Source organism: Vibrio coralliirubri, from assembly GCF_024347375.1.
GTDB lineage: Bacteria > Pseudomonadota > Gammaproteobacteria > Enterobacterales > Vibrionaceae > Vibrio > Vibrio coralliirubri.
The window spans coordinates 3405807-3423942 of record NZ_AP025470.1; the positions used below are offsets into that span (position 1 = coordinate 3405807).

The window sequence follows — 18136 nt, forward strand, 5'->3', positions numbered from 1 at the left end:
TTCGCTGCTCTTACTGCCTTGGGCAATAAATAGCGCTTAACTGTAATGTGGTTGCGGGAGCCGGATTTGAACCGACGACCTTCGGGTTATGAGCCCGACGAGCTACCAAACTGCTCCATCCCGCGTCCGGATGCATTGTTTAAGACAATGAGACTTTTCTCTAACCGAGAAGTATTTGGAGCGATACATCGGGTTCGAACCGATGACCTCAACCTTGGCAAGGTTGCGCTCTACCAACTGAGCTAGTATCGCATTATAAAAGGTCTTTCACCTTTCGATTACCGCTTTCGCCGTAACCTACAAATTGGAGCGATACATCGGGTTCGAACCGATGACCTCAACCTTGGCAAGGTTGCGCTCTACCAACTGAGCTAGTATCGCAATCTGAAAACGTCTTTCGCCGTTCAGGGCTGCGAATTATAAGAGCATTTTTTTGTGATGCAAGTCCTTAATGCAAAATTACGAAACTTTTTACTCAACTGCTGTAAAAGCACACAGATTTGCAAAAAAAACGGCTCTTATGTCCCTGAAAAGTTAGATAAACGTGATCATTTTATTCGACTAGATGTTAATAATCGTTTTTCGGTAGTACTGCAGCTCAGCGATCGACTCTCGAATATCGTCTAACGCAAGGTGACTTCCCGACTTAGAAAAACCATCTAACACTTCAGGTTTCCAACGACGAGTCAGCTCTTTCAGAGTGCTTACGTCGACATAGCGGTAATGGAAGTACTCTTCTAACTCTGGCATGTGCTTGTATAGGAAACGGCGGTCTTGACCAATGCTGTTGCCACAAATCGGTGACTTACCTTTTGGTACCCATTTTTCAAGAAACTCAATCGTTTGTTGGATGGCATCTTGCTCTGAAACCGTGCTTTCTTGAATTCGCTTCACGAGGCCGCTGCCAGTGTGCGTCGTTGTGCACCACTCGTCCATCTTGTCTAATTCACTCTGAGGTTGGTGAATAGCCAAAACAGGTCCTTCAGCCAGGATGTTAAGCTCACTATCAGTAACGATAGTAGCAATTTCAATGATTTTATGAGTTTCAGGATCAAGTCCTGTCATCTCTAGATCAACCCAAATCAGGTTCTGATCGCTAAAGGACATAAGGCGTCGCCTATTTGTTTATGTGTAAAAGAGGTACTATACCCAAATAACTATACTCAAACTAGCTTTAGGGCCATCGAAATCACGTGGTACCAGCAACATCCTGTTTGAGTCCCCAATCATCAAGTTAGATGTGTTAAGTGAAAAATTGTGGCTAAAAAAAAGAAGTTAACCAAAGGTCAAGTACGTCGTGTACGTAGCAACCAGAACAAGCGACTCAAGAAAGAAGATTCTATCCAATGGGATGAGAACATGCTTGGCGGAACCAAAAGCGGACTCGTGATTACGCGCTTTGGCCAGCATGCTGATATCGAAGATCTTGAAACTAACGAAGTTCATCGTTGTAATTTACGCCGTAGTATCGAGACTTTAGTTTCTGGTGACCGAGTGACTTGGCGCGCAGGCTTAGAATCCATGGCTGGCATTTCTGGCGTTGTGGAAGCGGTTGAGCCGAGAACTTCAATGCTGACTCGCCCTGATTACTACGATGGCTTAAAGCCGGTAGCTGCAAACGTCGACCAAATGGTTATCGTTTCGGCTGTGCTACCAGAGCTATCACTTAATATTATCGACCGTTACTTAATTGCTTCAGAAACGGTGAACATCGCACCGCTTGTTGTGCTGAATAAGGTCGACCTACTGACTGATGAGCAGATTGCTGAATACCGTGAAACACTTAAAGAGTACGAGAAGATCGGCTATAAAGTGATGTTCGTGAGTAAAGAGTCTGGCTACGGCATCAAAGAGCTGGAAGCTGAACTCAAAGACCGTATCAACATCTTTGTTGGTCAATCGGGTGTGGGTAAATCAAGCCTAGTGAATGCATTAATGCCAACGCTAGACATTGAAGAAGGCGAAGTCTCTGAGAACTCAGGTCTTGGTCAGCACACAACCACGGCAGCTCGTTTATACCACTTCCCTTCTGGTGGTGATCTGATTGATTCACCAGGAGTGCGTGAATTCGGCCTATGGCACCTAGAAGCCGACGAAATCACTGAAGCCTTTATCGAGTTCAAGCCTTACCTTGGCGGTTGTAAGTTCCGTGACTGTAAACACATTGATGACCCAGGCTGTATCCTGCGCGAAGCGGTAGAAAACGGAAAGATCAGTCGATTACGTTTCGACAACTACCACCGCATCATTGAAAGCATGGCGAGTAACAAAGATAACCGTCAGTATTCACGCAACAAAAAAGCCGATCTCTAATCGCGTTTTTGTGAACAAATGTGTGCATTTACTGACAATTGGCGCGAATTTAAGTAACATCTCGCGCCCTAAACCGTCATCGACAGATTTAATTGAAAAACAATTAGCATTGGAAAATTAATACAATGGATAAGATTAAAGTTGGATTGCAGTACTGGATTCCACAACATGGATTAACTCGCCTAGTCGGCAAAATTGCGTCTGCTAAAGCGGGCGGCTTAACGACAGCGATCATCAACTGGTTCATCAAGCAATACAAAGTGAACATGGATGAAGCTCTGCATAGCGATCCAAAACACTTTAAAACATTCAATGAATTCTTCGTGCGTGAATTGAAAGAAGGCATGCGTCCTATCGCAGAAGGTGACTCTGTTATTGTTCACCCTGCTGATGCACGTGTAAGCCAGTTTGGCCAAATTACTGACGGTCAACTGATTCAAGCGAAAGGTCATGACTACTCAGCTCGCGAGCTATTGGGTGGTGATGCTGCGCTAGCGGATGAGTTTACAGACGGTGAATTCGCAACGCTTTACCTGTCTCCAAGTGATTACCACCGCGTGCACATGCCATGCGACGGCACGCTGCGCCAGATGATCTACGTTCCGGGTGACCTTTTCTCAGTTAACCCGTTAACGGCAGAGAACGTTCCAAACTTATTCGCACGTAATGAGCGTGTAGTGTGTATCTTCGATACGGAATTTGGCCCAATGGCACAAGTGTTGGTTGGCGCAACGATCGTCGGCAGCATCGAACAGGTATGGGCAGGCACCATCACCCCACCTCGCGGTAACTCGGTTTACAAATGGGATTACCCTGCACAAGGTGACAAAGCTATCATCTTGAAGAAAGGCGAAGAGATGGGCCGCTTTAAGCTTGGTTCAACCGTTATCAACCTGTTCGCTAAAGATGCGATCAAGTTTGACGACACGATGCAAAATGGCGAGAAGACTGTGTTAGGTACACCTTTCGCGCACATTGCTAGTAAAGAAGTTGAGACTGAAGTTGTTGATTCAGCAGAGAACACTGACCAAGCTTAACGATTTGAGTGAACTCATTTAAGCTTTCAAGGCGCGTTACTTTTTCTATTTCAGAGAAGAACGCGCCTTTTTCTTAGCTCTACCGATTCGTGTCCTATTCAAGCTCTAACAACTCAAATTTCCAAAACCTTACCCAGCCACCTGTTGCTTCTAATTGCCCAGAAAAAGATTGACCAAAAACAAAACAACTGTCGAAACCTTAAACAACTTTTCGATTTTACAACCCGTCTCCAAGTACCAAAAATCCAGATAACTTACTCTATTTGAAGATATTTTATTCATAGGGTCTTTGTACATGCCTAAACTCAATATTGGCGTTCTGGTCAAGCTGTTGATTTGTTTTGCGATTCCCTTAGGCGTGTTATTCATGCCGATAGATTCAATACCAATCGATGACCTCACGCTGATTCAGCACCGCTTATTGGCGATATTCTTATTAGCGGCTCTGTTATGGGTGCTTGAACCTGTTCCGGTATTTGCCACTTCCATTTTGATCATTGCGCTTGAATTGGTGATGATTTCTGACAAAGGCTTACACCTATTTAGAAATCCACCAGCGGGACACGATCTCGGTGAGTTAATCAAATATACCGACATCTTCGGTGCATTTTCGTCACCTATCATCATCCTTTTCATGGGGGGCTTTGCTCTTGCGATATCCGCATCCAAGTACGAACTCGATAACAACCTAGCTCGAGTGCTTCTCAAACCATTTGGTACAGAGCCGCGTTTCATTATGCTCGGCTTAATGCTGATCACCGCAGTGTTCTCAATGTTCATGTCAAATACCGCAACAACGGTAATGATGCTTGCGCTGCTCGGTCCGATCGTAGCTTCTGCACCAAAAGGCGATATGGGGATTAAAGCGCTCGTATTGTGTATTCCAATTGCAGCCAACACCGGTGGTATCGCGACACCCATCGGTACACCGCCCAATGCCATCGCGCTGCAATACCTAACGGGTGAAAACACCATCGACTTCCTCAGCTGGATGATGATGGGCTTACCCTTTGTGATCATCCAACTCACCATCGCTTGGTTTCTTCTACAAAAACTCTTCCCTTCTAAAGAAAGAAACATGGTGCTCAAGCTCGATGGACAATTTAGAAAGAGCTGGCGAGCGATTGTGGTTTACATCACCTTCGCTGCGACAATCTTATTGTGGATGACCACCAAACTGCATGGCATGAACACTTATGTCGTGTCTATTATTCCACTGACTGTGTTTACGCTGACTGGCATTATGGGCAAAGAAGAGCTCAAGCTGATCAACTGGGATGTGTTGTGGCTGGTCGCAGGTGGTATCGCGATTGGTATCGGCCTTGATAAAACAGGCTTAGCCGCAGCACTCGCGCACGCGATTGACTATGAATCGCTGTCACCGGCGGCTGTAGTACTGACGTTATCTATTGTGTGTTGGTTAATGGCAAACTTCATGTCAAACACTGCGACGGCCAACTTGCTGATGCCGATAGCCGCTGCGATCGGGGCATCCATGGAAAGCCTAGTTGCGATTGGTGGCCTGCAAGGCTTGCTGGTTGTGGTCGCCTTCTCTGCGTCACTTGGTATGATTTTGCCAGTATCGACACCACCAAACTCACTGGCCTACTCGACCGGGCTTATCGAAAGCAAAGATATAGCGAAGATGGGCATCATCTTAGGTATTGTCGGCCTGCTGATGGTTTACCTCGCCCTGTTTATCATCACCTAGTAAGCGTTAACGTTCCCCTTTAATCCTAACTAAAGCGCTGAATGTAAATTTGGCGCTGTATCACGGATAATTACCAGAACAAGTAATTGATTTTTAAATCAATTACTAACTGTGATTTTACTTCACTGTTTTACAAAAAGCAGAGTAAATATATTTAGAATTTATGATTTCAAACACATTCATTCCCCGGTAGACAGCGGCACTATACACGCATCAGAGACACATCAATTCACCATCAAGTACGTCACTGTCATTAGGGCGTATTGACCTTTCGAGCTGATTTTTGCAGCGAATTGCTGGGGATTTCTACAAGGCAGAGGTTTTGATGTGTAGCTAGCCTACATGAGAAACCGATAACGCAGTAGAAATGACCAGCAAACGCTGCCCGAAGGGTTCGGCTAAAAGCGTTTTACTCTTTGTTGAGGGGACTTGCTTAGAATGGCTAGGCTACTTCCCCCTCGCCGCGATTAAAACGCTTTTATCTCGAACAAAATTGAACCGCGAAAGGTCAACACGCCCTAGTTTTTTGTCTAATAAAGAGGAATAGACCTTGAGACATACTATTAAATTTAAAATTCAGATCGCAATTGCGGTCATTATTGCCGTCGTGAGTGGCACTCAAGCCTGGATATCGGTTAATCAACTGACTCAAGAAACTGAAGTCGCGATCAACCAAGAAATGAAAAATGTCAGTGCTGGCACGACGAATTATATTGCCGATTGGCTCTCTACTCGCAGCGATATGATGCTTGCTAATGAGCCGACCATTTCGAGTAACAGTAACTCTGACCGTGAGTTACTCATCACCAAACAAGCCGGACAATTCTTGTCTGTTTATGCAGGATTCAGCGATGGCTCTATCGCTTATGGCGACAAAGGTGAAGATTGGCCAGCAGGCTACGACCCGCGCACCCGCCCTTGGTATAAAGATGCGAATTCAACGTCAGATCTCATTATTACCGAACCTTATCAAGACTTTGACGGCAGCATTGTAATCAGCTTTGCCAAAGCATTTAACGGTGAAAGACAAGGTGTCCTCGCGGCAGATTTAACTGTGACCAGCATTATCGACACCGTGCTCAACGTGAAACTGGATAACGATGGCTTTGCGTTTTTAGTCGACGGTAACAACAACATCGTTGCCTACAGTGATGAAGAGCTAAGTCAGAAACCACTGACCAGTTTGAATCCGGAACTAACGGCCAATAAGGTGTCGCAACTGCTCCAAGGCCAAATGATCACTACGCTAACTTGGCCTGGCCAAGGGGATAAAATGGTCTACATTGCCAACGTCCCGAATACCGATTGGTCGTTAGGTATTGTTATCGATAAGGAAATGGCGTTTTCTGCAGTATCTGACGCGATTCAGTTCATCTCCCTTACTTCTTTGATTTTGTACATCTTCATTTCAATTGCGAGCACAGTGGTGATCAACCGCCTACTTTCTCCATTACAAACCTTATCAGAAGCACTGACTCAGCTTGCTCAAGGCAGAGGTGATCTCACTCAGCGCATTGATATCACGCGTATGGATGAGATTGGCAAACTTGCCGAGCTTGTAAACCAGTTCTTAAGCCAGATGCAAAGCATGTTGAAAGGCGTCATAGAGCACAGCCACGATTTAAACAATCATGCAGAGAAAGCCAATCAACTGGCGACCCAATCATCCATTCGAGTTGAGAATCAGCAAAACGATATCAATCAAATTGCGACCGCGATTCATGAGATGTCAGCCACGGCAGCTGAAGTGGCTAGCCATGCCGAATTAACCGCCTCCGCCTCTCAAGCGTCAGCCTCCGCTTGTAACGAAGGCCAAGAGGTTATTCAACAAAACCGCGATGCGATTACTGGCCTTGCAACTCAAGTTGAAGATGCAGCCAATGTTATCCGAGAATTGGAAAATAACGCGCAAAGCATCAATCAGATACTATCCACCATTCAAGGCATTGCCGAACAAACCAACCTGTTGGCATTGAATGCCGCGATTGAAGCTGCGCGTGCGGGAGAACAAGGTCGTGGATTTGCGGTTGTTGCAGACGAGGTTCGAGTGCTCAGCCAAAGAACGCATGGCTCAACGGAAGAAATCCGCGTGATGATTGATACGCTGCAGAAGAATACCGAACATGCCGTAGAAAGCATGACCACCAGCACTCAACTGGCAGAGAACAGCGTTGGCTTCGCAGAACAAGCTCATGGCAGCCTGACTAAAATCACCCAGGCGATCACTGAAATCAACGACATGGCGCTGCAAATAGCGAGTGCTGCAGAAGAGCAACGCGCGGTAAGCGAAGACATCAGTCGCAATACGCAAGGGATCAAAGATGCCTCCGACGATCTTGCACAACAAGCTGAAAGCAGCCGCAATAGCTCAAATGAAATGAGTAGCGCTGCTGAGTCGATGCGCCGAGATGTGGAGCGCTTTAAGGTTTAACTCATCTCAAGCAACATAAGTTAAACCTCACCACCGAGCGGCAGGTGACGTAAACCGATAACTGAAACAAAGTGACTCTTTTCATAAGAATCACTTTGTTCTCAGTCCGGTTTAATGCATATTGATGAGCTAATTTATCCCAGACACAAGGATGTTATTCAGATGGGATTCGAATGGTTGGCTCTTGCTGCCGCTTTTCTTTGGGCCATCGCGAGCCTGATGTCAGTAAAGCCTGCTCAACACTTAGGTTCTTTCGCCTATAGCCGTTGGCGCATGGGTTGTACCGCTATCATCTTATCGAGCATGGCTTGGTTTACCGGTGGTTGGTCAACGGTCGAAGCTGACCTCGTCACGCCTATGATGCTGTCTGGGCTAATTGGCATCTTCATTGGTGATACCGCCCTATTTGCTTGTTTGAACCGAATGGGACCGCGCCAAGCAGGTTTGCTGTTCTCTTGTCACGCCGTGTTCTCGGCGATTCTCGGTTACTTCCTGTTTAGCGAAAGTATGACTTCTGTTGAGCTGATTGGCTCAGCTTTGGTGTTCAGTGGTGTATTAACCGCGATATTCTTTGGTCGTCGAGGACAAGCCAACAACCAACTTGAAACCATCAAGGGCACTGTTTGGATTGGTGTAGCTCTCGGAATCACCGCAGCTATCTGCCAAGCATTAGGCGGTATTATTGCCAAACCCGTGATGCAAACCAGCATAGACCCAATAGCAGCCTCTGCCATTCGAATGATCACCGCTTTTGTTGCTCACTCCGCATTTCGCTTAACGGGCGCCAAGCTCTCACGTGCAATCAACCCGATGAATGGTCAGATATTTGCGATTACCGCAGTTAACGGCTTTTTAGCGATGGCGGTGGGTATGACGTTGATCTTGTATGCGTTGCAGGAAGGCAATGTCGGCATGGTTGCTCTGTTATCTTCAACCACACCAATCATGTTGTTACCAATACTTTGGCTGTACACCAAACAGAGACCAAATGCCTACGCTTGGATCGGTGCCATTGTTGCCGTCATTGGTACCGGTATCCTAGTAAGATAGTGGTACAGGTATTCTGGTCAGTTAACCAAACAGTAAGTTGGACTAACTGAATAGAGAGCTAAGAGCGCGGGAACGGGAAAGCCGTCACGTCATCGATGTGGTCATAACCTAACGCCAGCATGATCAGACGATCAATACCTAACGCAACACCCGCACAGTCTGGTAAGCCCGCTTTTAATGCCTCAATCAAGTGATGGTCAATCGGTTGAGGTGATAAGCCCATCTCAATGCGTTTGGTATTATCATCTTCAAAGCGCTTGAGCTGCTCTTGTGGCTTATCTAATTCATGGAAGCCGTTTGCTAACTCGATGCCTTTGAAGTACACCTCAAAGCGATCCGCTACTCGCGAATCTTTCGGGTTAATCTTGGCTAGTGCGGCTTGTGAAGCCGGAAAGTCATAAACAAACGCAGGCACTTGTTGCCCTATCTTTGCTTCAACCCCAATACTAAACAGCAACTGCAGCAAGGTGTCACGGTCTTGTTCTGGATCTGCAATGTCGCTGAGCCCAAGTTTTGCTGCGGCTTGCTTTAGTGTATCCATCGAATCTTCCAGTGGACACACACCTAACACATCAATAAAGGCTTGTTGGTAAGTCATTCGCTCTGCTGAGCCCGATTTAAGTACCTGCTGTAACAGCAAATCCATTTCATCCATCAGGTCATGATGATCAAAGCCAACTCGATACCACTCCAACATGGTGAACTCAGGGTTGTGATAACGGCCATTCTCTTCGTTGCGGAAAGATTTACAAATTTGATAAATACAGCCACTGCCCGCCGCTAATAGACGTTTCATATGAAACTCAGGGCTAGTCATAAAGAACAGTGGCTGACCATGCGCATAACCCGGCCCTACGAATTCAGTTTTGAAAGTATGTAAATGCACGTCCGTCACCGTGGCGTGGCTCATCGCAGGCGTATCCACTTCCATCACGTTGCGCTCGGCAAAGAACTGACGAATTTGATTAAGGATATCAGCACGTTGCTTTAACTGTTTAATGGTTGCGGCCGGTTGCCATGTAGAGTGCATTATTGAGTTCCATATTACTGAATTCTAGGCGACGAAAATTACCACCTTTCATCGCTTTTGTAAGCTTCTATCTTTCTCTTCGTGAAAGCAAAATGTTGTTTTAATGAAGCCAGAAAATTACGTTCTACAATACAATTATCAATACAGCTTTCACATCAACATTGATAACAAAAATCATACTCAACAAGCCGTTAACACCCGCCCTGTGGGTTAATCGTTATCAACAATTCATTGCCGTGATTGCAGTCACATAACCTATAATTTCTATGCCTCCATATGCATTACCGACCTAAAAACCCAAATGCATCAACTTTTCGAATACCTTCCTCTCTTACACTGAACCTACCACTTAAGGCTTAGGGGCGCTAAATGGTTCCTACGATTTAGAACCTCCTAAATAGGCTTTTTATAATAACAAGCGGAATACTCCGCATCACACTGGAGAATAACTGTGAAGACAATTACCACAGATATCGCAGTCATCGGCGCAGGCGGCGCTGGTCTTCGTACAGCAATTGCAGCAGCTGAAGCTAATCCTGAATTGGAAGTTGCACTGATTTCTAAAGTTTACCCAATGCGTTCGCACACGGTAGCGGCAGAAGGCGGTTCAGCAGCGGTAATTAAAGACGAAGATAGCCTAGATAACCACTTCAACGATACTGTTGGCGGTGGCGACTGGCTATGTGAACAGGATGTTGTTGAATACTTTGTTGAAAACTCGACTCGCGAAATGATCCAAATGGAACAATGGGGCTGCCCATGGAGTCGTAAAGAAAACGGTGAAGTAAACGTACGCCGATTCGGCGGTATGAAGGTAGAGAGAACGTGGTTCGCAGCGGATAAAACCGGCTTCCACATGCTTCATACTCTGTTCCAGACTTCGATGAAGTACGACACAATCAAACGATTTGATGAGTACTTTGTGGTGGATTTGCTCGTTGAAGATGGCGAAGTACAAGGCCTAATCGCGATTCACATGTCTGAAGGTGAGCTTGTTACCATCAAAGCAAAATCTGTTGTTCTAGCAACCGGTGGCGCAGGTCGTGTTTACCACTGTAATACCAACGGCGGCATCGTAACTGGCGACGGTATGGCAATGGCTTATCGCCACGGTGTACCACTGCGTGATATGGAGTTCGTTCAATACCACCCAACAGGCCTACCGGGCACTGGCATCTTGATGACCGAAGGTTGTCGTGGTGAAGGCGGTATTATCGTTAACAAGAACGGCTACCGTTACCTACAAGATTACGGCATGGGCCCTGAAACTCCAGTGGGCGAGCCGAAAAACAAATACATGGAACTGGGTCCTCGTGACAAAGTTTCTCAAGCATTCTGGCACGAGCAGCAGAAAGGCAACACCATCAAGCACCCACTTGGTGATGTAGTACACCTTGACCTTCGCCACCTTGGTGAAGAGTACCTGCAAGAGCGCCTACCGTTCATCTGTGAGCTTGCAAAAGCGTACGTAAACGTAGACCCAGCAAAAGAGCCAATTCCAATTCGCCCGACCGTTCACTACACCATGGGTGGTATTGAAACTAACGGTACGTGTGAAACTCGCATTAAAGGCCTATTCGCCGTTGGTGAATGTGCTTCAGTTGGCCTACACGGTGCAAACCGCCTAGGTTCTAACTCACTGGCTGAGTTCGTAGTATTTGGCCGCGTTGCTGGTGAAGAAGCGGTGAAACGCGCTGCTGAATTCAAAGGCTGGAACGAAGAGTCTATCGCTAAGCAAGTGAAAGCGGTTGAAGATCGCATCGCAGGCATCTTGGCTCAAGAAGGCGATGAGAACTGGGCTGACATCCGTACTGAAATGGGTCACACCATGGAAGCCGGTTGTGGTATCTACCGTCAAGAAGACTTGATGCAAAAGACCATCGACAAAATCACTGAACTGAAAGCTCGCTACAAGAAGATCAGCATTAAAGACAAAGGCAAAGTGTTCAACACTGACCTACTTTACGCTATCGAAGTGGGTTACGGTCTTGAAGTTGCAGAAGCGATGGTTCACTCAGCGATCCTTCGTAAAGAGTCTCGCGGTGCGCACCAACGTCTAGACGACAACTGCACAGAACGTGATGACGTGAACTTCCTGAAACACTCTCTATCTTTCTACAACGAAGATGCAGCACCAACCATCGACTACAGCGGCGTTAAGATTACTAAATCTCAACCTAAAGCTCGTCTATACGGTGAAGCTGCAGAGAAAGCCGCTGCCGCTGAAAAAGCAGCAGAAGAGAATGCGAAGAAGAGCGAAGAGGAGCAAGCATAATGTCAGCGAATCGAATCCAAAAAATTGAAATCCTGCGTTATGATCCTGAGCACGATGCAGAACCTCACTTTCAAACCTTTGAAGTTCCGTTTGATGAAACCATGTCAGTACTTGATGCGATCGGTTACATCAAAGACAACCTAGATAAAGACCTGTCTTACCGTTGGTCTTGTCGTATGGCGATTTGTGGTTCTTGCGGCATCATGGTTGATGGCGTGCCAAAACTGGCATGTAAAAGCTTCTTACGTGACTACCCGAATGGCTTCAAAATTGAACCTTTGGCTAACTTCCCAATCGAGAAAGATTTGATTGTCGACATGACACCGTTCATCGAACGCCTTGAAGCAATCAAGCCTTACATCATTGGTAACGACCGTAAGCCAGAAGACGGCACTAACATCCAAACTCCAGAGCAAATGGCGAAGTACAAACAGTTCGCTGGCTGCATCAACTGTGGTTTGTGTTACGCAGCATGTCCTCAGTTTGGTCTAAACCCTGAGTTCATCGGCCCTGCGGCACTTGCTCTTGCTCACCGCTACAACCTAGATAGCCGTGACAATGGTAAAGCTGAACGTATGAAGCTTATCAATGGCGACAATGGCGCTTGGGGCTGTACGTTTGTAGGTTACTGTTCTGACGTATGTCCGAAGAAAGTAGACCCAGCGGCTGCAGTAAACCAAGGTAAAGTTGAGTCTTCAATGGACTTCGTTATCTCGATGTTCAAGCCAGACGGATCGCAAGTAAAAACAGCAGAGGAGGCATAATATGAGCAATCGTAAGCCTTATGTTCGTGAGATGAAGAGAACATGGTGGAGCAACCATCCGTTCTACCGCTTCTACATGCTACGTGAAGCGACTGTACTGCCTTTGATTCTATTCACTCTGTTCCTAACCTTCGGTTTGGGTGCACTAGTGAAAGGCCCTGAAGCTTGGGCTGGTTGGTTGAGCTTTATGGCTAACCCTATCGTTGTCGGTATTAATATCGTGGCACTGCTAGGTAGCTTGATGCACGCTCAAACCTTCTTCAGCATGATGCCTCAAGTAATGCCAATCCGTCTTAAAGGCAAATTGGTTGATAAAAGAATCATCGTACTGACCCAGTGGGCAGCGGTGGCTTTTATTTCTTTAATCGTTCTTGTTGTGGTGTAAGGAGCTTTCGTTATGAACACAAATTACAAAGTAAAACCTGTTAACCACAACCCACAACGCTCTGATGAGCCAATCTGGTGGGGCCTATTTGGTGCTGGCGGTACTTGGTTCGCGATGATCACACCAATCACGATTCTAGTGTTAGGTATCTTAGTGCCAATGGGCATCATCGATGCTGACGCAATGAGCTACGAGCGTGTGTCTGAATTTGCCACCAGCATTATCGGTGCACTATTCATCATCGGTACGCTAGCACTGCCAATGTGGCACGCAATGCACCGTCTTCACCACGGCATGCACGACCTTAAGTTCCACGTCGGCGTTGCAGGTAAAGTGGGCTGCTACTTCGTTGCAGGTCTAATTAGCGCATTGTCTGTTATTTTCATCTTTATGATTTAAGAGCAGATTCGAGATTCGGGTAAACGAGTATCGAAGAGCTAAAAGCAGATGCGGGATTCGAGTAATCGAGTGTCGAAGAGCTTAAGAGCAGATGCGGGATTCGAGTAATCGAGATGCGAAAAGCTTAAGAGCAGAAAAACGAAAGCAGAGCTAGGTTATCCAGCTCTGCTTTTTTATTGCTTGTCGAATCTCTTATCCTCTAACTCGCTCTTGCTCTTCCTGCTCTTCGTATCTCGCATCCCGCTGACTCTAATCTGCTCTTCCCGCTCTTCGTATCCCGCATCTTGTTCACGCATACCTGCTCTTCAGGCTCTTCGAATCCCGCATCTTGTTCACGCATACCTGCTCTTCAGGCTCTTCGAATCCCGCATCTCGATTACTCTCATCTGCTCTTTCCCGATCTCCAGATACAAAAAAGGCCGCCTAAGCGACCTTTTTCAGATACTTGAAGTAAATTACTTCACACGACCAACGTATTCGCCAGTACGAGTATCAACTTTAACAACTTCACCGATTGCAATGAATAGAGGTACGCGAACTACCGCGCCTGTTGCTAGAGTTGCAGGCTTACCGCCAGTACCTTGTGTGTCGCCTTTAAGGCCAGGATCGGTTTCAGTTACTTCGATCTCAACAAAGTTTGGTGGAGTTACTGTGATAGGGTTATCATTCCACAACGTTAGAGTACAAACGTCATTTTCAACTAACCATTTTGCAGAGTCAGCAACTGCTTTTACGTCTGCTGCGATTTGCTCAAATGTTTCGTTGTTCATGAAGTGGTAGAATTCGCCATCGTTGTATAGGTAGCCTAGTTCAACGTCAACAACATCTGCAAGCTCAAAGCTTTCGCCTGATTTGAATGTTTTCTCTAACACTTTGCCTGACAGCAGTTTACGAAGTTTTACACGGTTAAACGCTTGGCCTTTACCTGGCTTAACGTATTCATTATCGATAATTGAGCAAGGCTCGTTATCTAACATGAATTTTAAACCGCCTTTGAATTCATTGGTGCTTACTGACGCCATGATTTTCTCTTCCACATCTTTGAGTTAATTTCAATGCCGCATATCATAACCCGAAAAGTCGAATCTGTTGAGCAAAACTGGCTCAAACAACTATCGAATGCGATCTCTGACCCGACAAAACTGCTTGAGGCATTGGAAATAGACCCAACACCGTGGCAAGCAGGCTTCGCTGCTCGTGAGTTATTTGCACTTCGGGTACCTCTTAGCTTTGTCGAACGAATGGAAAAAGGCAACCCACACGATCCATTGCTACGACAGGTTTTACCGCTAAGCGAAGAGTTTGAGGTACACCAAGGCTATTCCGCTGATCCACTGGAAGAGCAAGAGAACGCAATACCAGGCTTACTGCACAAATACAAAAATCGAGCACTGATGATTGTGAAAGGCGGTTGTGCGATTAACTGCCGCTACTGCTTCCGTCGTCATTTCCCTTACCAAGACAACAAAGGCTCAAAGTCTGTTTGGCAAACCAGCCTCGACTATGTTGCTGCTCACCCAGAGATCAACGAAGTTATCTTGTCAGGTGGCGATCCATTAATGGCAAAAGACAGCGAACTAGAGTGGCTAATTCATGCTATTGAACAAATCCCACATGTAAAAACCGTTCGAATTCATAGCCGACTACCGGTTGTAATTCCCGCTCGAGTAACGGATGAACTGTGCCAATTGTTAGCTCAAACTCGCCTTAATGTGGTGATGGTGAGCCATATTAACCATGCCAACGAAATCAACTTAGAGCTCAAACAAGCCTTCCACAAGCTTAAGTTAAGTGGTGCAACTCTGCTCAACCAAGGTGTGATGCTTAAAGGCGTAAATAACAGCGCTAACTCATTGAAAGAATTAAGCGAAAAGCTATTCGACGCCGGTATTTTACCTTACTATATGCATGTACTTGATAAGGTTCAGGGCGCCGCTCATTTCTATATTTCAGATGAAGAAGCGAAGCATCACTTTAAGGAGTTAATCTCTGAGGTTTCTGGCTACCTAGTACCTAAGTTAACCCGTGAGATTGGCGGACGCAGCAGTAAAACACCACTCGACCTACACATTGAATAGAGAAGTTGTATCAATGAAACACAATACCTCAGTTGCTCCACCAGCAATCACATCTCAACCAGCGCTTAAGTTCAGCTCAAGAGGTTTCACCATCATCGAGCTGGTCGTGGTAATCGTAATTCTAGGTATTGTGTCGGTCACTGCAGCTTCTAAATTCCTCAACCTGCAAACTGATGCGCGTATCTCGACATTAAACGGCCTTAAGGGCGGAATGGAGGGTGCAAGTGCTATGCTTTATGGTAAGACATCAGCACTAGGCTTGGATAAGGCTGTCAGCGCATCGATTAACGTTGAGGGTGACGATATATTGGTCGCTTATGGCTACCCAGCTGCGATGAACCAAGAAACTTGGTCAATGCTAATAGAATCAACCTTTCTTGATGCTGAGTGGGGAGTCGGTAATGCCGATTGGTATTTTACGAATAGTAATCACGCAGATGGAAAAATTATCTACGCTCCTGCAAGTCGTAAAAAGGAAGGAGATAACTGCTACCTTGAGTACCAAGAAGCGACGGAGACCACGACACCAGTCTTCACCTTAACAACAGACGGCTGCTAGACTTTAAGCATCTTTACCAATCGTTAAGACAAAAAGTTTTTGTTCGATCGTCCGGTCTATTATTAGCATACTCGGCTCTATTCTAAATTTTTAGGAGGGGGTGATATGACACAATTTATAGAACAAACTCTCAACCTTGCCCCCTTTAGCTGGGCAGGCCTTGCAGTATGCATGCTGTGTGGTTCGTTAATCGGTATCGAGCGACAAACACGCGGTAAACCGGTAGGGATCAGAACATCGATTCTGATCATCAGCGGTACCTATTTCTTCCTTACGATGGCGATTAGCCTTTCTCCTAACACGCTCGATCAAGCTCGTGTTCTTGGTCAGATCATTACTGGGGTAGGTTTCCTTGGTGCAGGGGTAATGATGACACTGGATGGCAAGATTCATGGTGTCACGTCAGCAGCGATTATCTGGGTACTCGCTGCATTAGGTATGATGATCGCACTTGGTCACCTTTCCCAGTCGGTCATTATCACGCTAATGGCGCTAGTGATTCTGCTTGGTGTCGACAAGGTGGAAAACAGCTTCCAAAGCCTGCGTCGTGGCGTTCACCAAAAATGGATGAGAAAGGGTCGCGTGAAGAAGTAACCTCTCTCCCTGAATGAGATCTACTAGACACAATTCCTTAGAGACAAAAAAAGAAGCCTAGTCAAACTGAACTGACCCCCAATAGTTGGACACCAATTATTGGGGGTCTTTTTATGTCCAAATATAGCCGAGAGCTAAAATGTATCATTGCTAAGCAATACTTAGATGGCACGTCATCTCTCTACTTAGCAAAACAATATTCAATTTCTTCAAGGCAGATACGGTATTGGGCTCAAGTCTTTGCCATCCATGGTACTGATTCATTTTTACCAACTAATCATGCCGCGACTGCTCAAACAAAACGAAAAGCATTGAATTTAATGTGGACGAATGAATGGTCTCTCACGCACACTAGCGCTGTATTAAACCTCTCATCCCCTGGAATACTCTCTGTCTGGCTTAAACGATTTAATGAGCTCGGTATCAAGGGGCTCGAAATGCGCCAGAAAGGAAGACCCTCAATGAAACAGCAACCTCAACGTACCACTAAGCCTGATAATGAAATGACACTTGAGGAGCTAAAAGAGGAGTTGGTCTACTTACGAACCGAGAATGCCGTTCTAAAAAAGTTGGAAGAGTTGGAGCAGAAAAAAAACCGTCGAACAAAGAAAAAGCGGTCATAGCTCTAACTCTTAAAGGCAAGTACCCATTAAAGCACTTACTGCACACTCTACAGTTGGCAAAAAGTGTCTTTTATTATCAGGCTCAAACGAGCAAGCGCCAAAATAGCTACGAACGTGAGCTGCGGTTGATAAAGTCAATTTATCATGAACATAAGGGGCGATACGGCTACCGCCGTATTCACTTGGAACTAAAGAATCAGGGGTTCGTGCTTAATCACAAAACGGTTCAAAGGCTTATGGCTCAGCTCAACCTTAAATCGACGGTCAGGATTAAAAAGTATCGTTCATACCGAGGAGAGTCAGGAAAAGCTGCTCCCAACGTTCTTGAAAGAGATTTTAGTGCGACTCAACCCGATGAAAAGTGGGTAACTGATGTCACGGAGTTCAAAGTCAAAGAGCAGAAAGTATACTTATCTCCCGTTGTCGACTTGTTTACTCAGGAGGTGGTTGCTTATAGAGTGGCCAAAAATGCCTGCTTGCCGCTTGTCACAGATATGCTGACGGAAGCTATATCAACGCTTAAACCCAACTCAAAGCCAATTATACATAGCGATCAAGGTTGGCAATATCGCCATCGACAGTATCAGAAAAAGGTAGCGGAGAGTGGGTTAACGCAAAGCATGTCGAGAAAAGGTAACTGCTTGGATAATGCTGTTGCTGAAAACTTTTTTGCTTTACTCAAAACCGAGATGTATCACAACCAAAGCTTTGAAGATGCAGATGCTCTGATAGAGCAGATTAAAGAATACATCGAGTACTACAATACCAAACGTATAAAAGTGAAACTAAAAGGCCTGACTCCGATAGAATATCGAACTCAGGCCTTGAAAGCCGCTTAACAGAAATGTCCAACTTTACGGGGTCACTTCAAACGACTAGGCTTTAAG

Annotated in this window: 17 protein-coding genes and 3 tRNA genes; 14 read left to right on the forward strand and 6 right to left on the reverse strand. The window is 45.8% G+C overall.

Going from position 1 to position 18136, the window contains the following annotated elements:
• Positions 1–48 precede the first annotated feature (48 nt).
• The 4 genes from OCV20_RS15390 to orn form a co-directional block, all read right to left on the reverse strand.
• Positions 49–125 (reverse strand) — tRNA-Met (locus OCV20_RS15390).
• A 51-nt stretch (positions 126–176) separates the two neighbouring features.
• Positions 177–252: transfer RNA gene (locus OCV20_RS15395), tRNA-Gly, on the reverse strand.
• 53 nt (positions 253–305) lie between these two features.
• Positions 306–381, reverse strand: a tRNA-Gly gene (locus tag OCV20_RS15400).
• A 180-nt stretch (positions 382–561) separates the two neighbouring features.
• Positions 562–1107 carry an oligoribonuclease gene (gene orn / locus OCV20_RS15405; RefSeq protein ID WP_010434065.1) on the reverse strand — a complete coding sequence of 182 codons (546 nt, stop codon included), beginning with the start codon at positions 1105–1107 and terminating at the stop codon, positions 562–564.
• Positions 1108–1257: 150 nt separating this feature from the next.
• Here orn and rsgA point away from each other — a divergent pair, with 150 nt between their 5' ends.
• From rsgA to OCV20_RS15430, 5 genes are all read left to right on the forward strand, one after another.
• Positions 1258–2313 carry a small ribosomal subunit biogenesis GTPase RsgA gene (rsgA, locus tag OCV20_RS15410; protein ID WP_017061306.1) on the forward strand — a complete coding sequence of 352 codons (1056 nt, stop codon included), beginning with the start codon at positions 1258–1260 and terminating at the stop codon, positions 2311–2313.
• Positions 2314–2438: 125 nt separating this feature from the next.
• Complete coding sequence (gene asd, locus OCV20_RS15415; protein WP_086775820.1) at positions 2439–3350, forward strand: archaetidylserine decarboxylase; 912 nt, start codon at positions 2439–2441, stop codon at positions 3348–3350.
• A 295-nt stretch (positions 3351–3645) separates the two neighbouring features.
• Positions 3646–5061: an SLC13 family permease gene (locus OCV20_RS15420; protein WP_086775819.1), complete on the forward strand. Its 1416-nt coding sequence runs from the start codon at positions 3646–3648 to the stop codon at positions 5059–5061.
• Positions 5062–5611: 550 nt separating this feature from the next.
• Positions 5612–7492, forward strand: coding sequence for a methyl-accepting chemotaxis protein (locus OCV20_RS15425; protein WP_086775818.1), 1881 nt, complete (start codon positions 5612–5614; stop codon positions 7490–7492).
• Between the two features lie 162 nt (positions 7493–7654).
• Entirely contained in the window at positions 7655–8542 is an 888-nt protein-coding gene (locus tag OCV20_RS15430) for a DMT family transporter (protein WP_086775817.1), read from the forward strand.
• Between the two features lie 58 nt (positions 8543–8600).
• Here OCV20_RS15430 and epmA read toward each other — a convergent pair whose 3' ends face one another.
• On the reverse strand, positions 8601–9572 hold the full coding sequence (gene epmA, locus OCV20_RS15435; RefSeq protein WP_086775816.1) for an elongation factor P--(R)-beta-lysine ligase: 972 nt from the start codon (positions 9570–9572) through the stop codon (positions 8601–8603).
• Positions 9573–10023: 451 nt separating this feature from the next.
• Here epmA and frdA point away from each other — a divergent pair, with 451 nt between their 5' ends.
• From frdA to frdD, 4 genes are read left to right on the forward strand one after another with little or no spacing between them, the layout of a single operon-like run.
• Positions 10024–11847, forward strand: coding sequence for a fumarate reductase (quinol) flavoprotein subunit (gene frdA, locus OCV20_RS15440; protein ID WP_048607796.1), 1824 nt, complete (start codon positions 10024–10026; stop codon positions 11845–11847).
• Positions 11847–12611 (forward strand): succinate dehydrogenase/fumarate reductase iron-sulfur subunit, encoded by a 765-nt coding sequence (locus tag OCV20_RS15445; RefSeq protein WP_009847917.1) that lies wholly within the window; start codon positions 11847–11849, stop codon positions 12609–12611. Before frdA ends, OCV20_RS15445 begins: the two co-directional genes overlap by 1 nt.
• A 1-nt stretch (position 12612) precedes the next feature.
• On the forward strand, positions 12613–12996 hold the full coding sequence (frdC, locus tag OCV20_RS15450; protein WP_017055380.1) for a fumarate reductase subunit FrdC: 384 nt from the start codon (positions 12613–12615) through the stop codon (positions 12994–12996).
• 12 nt (positions 12997–13008) lie between these two features.
• On the forward strand, positions 13009–13395 hold the full coding sequence (frdD, locus tag OCV20_RS15455; RefSeq protein ID WP_017067166.1) for a fumarate reductase subunit FrdD: 387 nt from the start codon (positions 13009–13011) through the stop codon (positions 13393–13395).
• Between the two features lie 455 nt (positions 13396–13850).
• Here the strand turns inward: frdD and efp are convergent, their stop codons facing one another.
• Positions 13851–14417, reverse strand: coding sequence for an elongation factor P (gene efp, locus OCV20_RS15460; RefSeq protein ID WP_019822013.1), 567 nt, complete (start codon positions 14415–14417; stop codon positions 13851–13853).
• 33 nt (positions 14418–14450) lie between these two features.
• Here efp and epmB point away from each other — a divergent pair, with 33 nt between their 5' ends.
• The 5 genes from epmB to OCV20_RS15485 all read left to right on the forward strand — a co-directional run bounded on the left by epmB (position 14451) and on the right by OCV20_RS15485 (position 18088).
• Positions 14451–15473, forward strand: a complete 1023-nt coding sequence (gene epmB, locus OCV20_RS15465) for an EF-P beta-lysylation protein EpmB (RefSeq protein ID WP_086775815.1) — start codon at positions 14451–14453, stop codon at positions 15471–15473.
• A gap of 13 nt (positions 15474–15486) precedes the next feature.
• Complete coding sequence (locus OCV20_RS15470) at positions 15487–16032, forward strand: prepilin-type N-terminal cleavage/methylation domain-containing protein (RefSeq protein ID WP_086775814.1); 546 nt, start codon at positions 15487–15489, stop codon at positions 16030–16032.
• Positions 16033–16137: 105 nt separating this feature from the next.
• Positions 16138–16626, forward strand: coding sequence for an MgtC/SapB family protein (locus OCV20_RS15475; RefSeq protein ID WP_048607785.1), 489 nt, complete (start codon positions 16138–16140; stop codon positions 16624–16626).
• Positions 16627–16739: 113 nt separating this feature from the next.
• The gene (locus tag OCV20_RS15480) at positions 16740–17249 is read left to right on the forward strand and encodes a helix-turn-helix domain-containing protein (protein ID WP_086774936.1); all 510 of its coding nucleotides are present in this window, start codon (positions 16740–16742) and stop codon (positions 17247–17249) included.
• Positions 17246–18088, forward strand: coding sequence for an IS3 family transposase (locus tag OCV20_RS15485; RefSeq protein WP_108721729.1), 843 nt, complete (start codon positions 17246–17248; stop codon positions 18086–18088). The genes OCV20_RS15480 and OCV20_RS15485 overlap by 4 nt, the downstream gene beginning before the upstream one ends.
• Positions 18089–18136 lie beyond the last annotated feature (48 nt).

What these genes read in the sequence shown, in the direction of transcription:
- frdC (WP_017055380.1), top strand. Translation starts at nt 12,613, where the DNA reads ATGAGCAATCGTAAGCCTTATGTTCGTGAGATGAAGAGAACATGGTGG.
- efp (WP_019822013.1), bottom strand. Translation starts at nt 14,417, where the DNA reads ATGGCGTCAGTAAGCACCAATGAATTCAAAGGCGGTTTAAAATTCATG.
- epmB (WP_086775815.1), top strand. Translation starts at nt 14,451, where the DNA reads ATGCCGCATATCATAACCCGAAAAGTCGAATCTGTTGAGCAAAACTGG.
- frdD (WP_017067166.1), top strand. Translation starts at nt 13,009, where the DNA reads ATGAACACAAATTACAAAGTAAAACCTGTTAACCACAACCCACAACGC.
- OCV20_RS15445 (WP_009847917.1), top strand. Translation starts at nt 11,847, where the DNA reads ATGTCAGCGAATCGAATCCAAAAAATTGAAATCCTGCGTTATGATCCT.
- OCV20_RS15470 (WP_086775814.1), top strand. Translation starts at nt 15,487, where the DNA reads ATGAAACACAATACCTCAGTTGCTCCACCAGCAATCACATCTCAACCA.
- epmA (WP_086775816.1), bottom strand. Translation starts at nt 9,572, where the DNA reads ATGCACTCTACATGGCAACCGGCCGCAACCATTAAACAGTTAAAGCAA.
- OCV20_RS15420 (WP_086775819.1), top strand. Translation starts at nt 3,646, where the DNA reads ATGCCTAAACTCAATATTGGCGTTCTGGTCAAGCTGTTGATTTGTTTT.
- OCV20_RS15480 (WP_086774936.1), top strand. Translation starts at nt 16,740, where the DNA reads ATGTCCAAATATAGCCGAGAGCTAAAATGTATCATTGCTAAGCAATAC.
- asd (WP_086775820.1), top strand. Translation starts at nt 2,439, where the DNA reads ATGGATAAGATTAAAGTTGGATTGCAGTACTGGATTCCACAACATGGA.
- orn (WP_010434065.1), bottom strand. Translation starts at nt 1,107, where the DNA reads ATGTCCTTTAGCGATCAGAACCTGATTTGGGTTGATCTAGAGATGACA.
- OCV20_RS15430 (WP_086775817.1), top strand. Translation starts at nt 7,655, where the DNA reads ATGGGATTCGAATGGTTGGCTCTTGCTGCCGCTTTTCTTTGGGCCATC.
- OCV20_RS15475 (WP_048607785.1), top strand. Translation starts at nt 16,138, where the DNA reads ATGACACAATTTATAGAACAAACTCTCAACCTTGCCCCCTTTAGCTGG.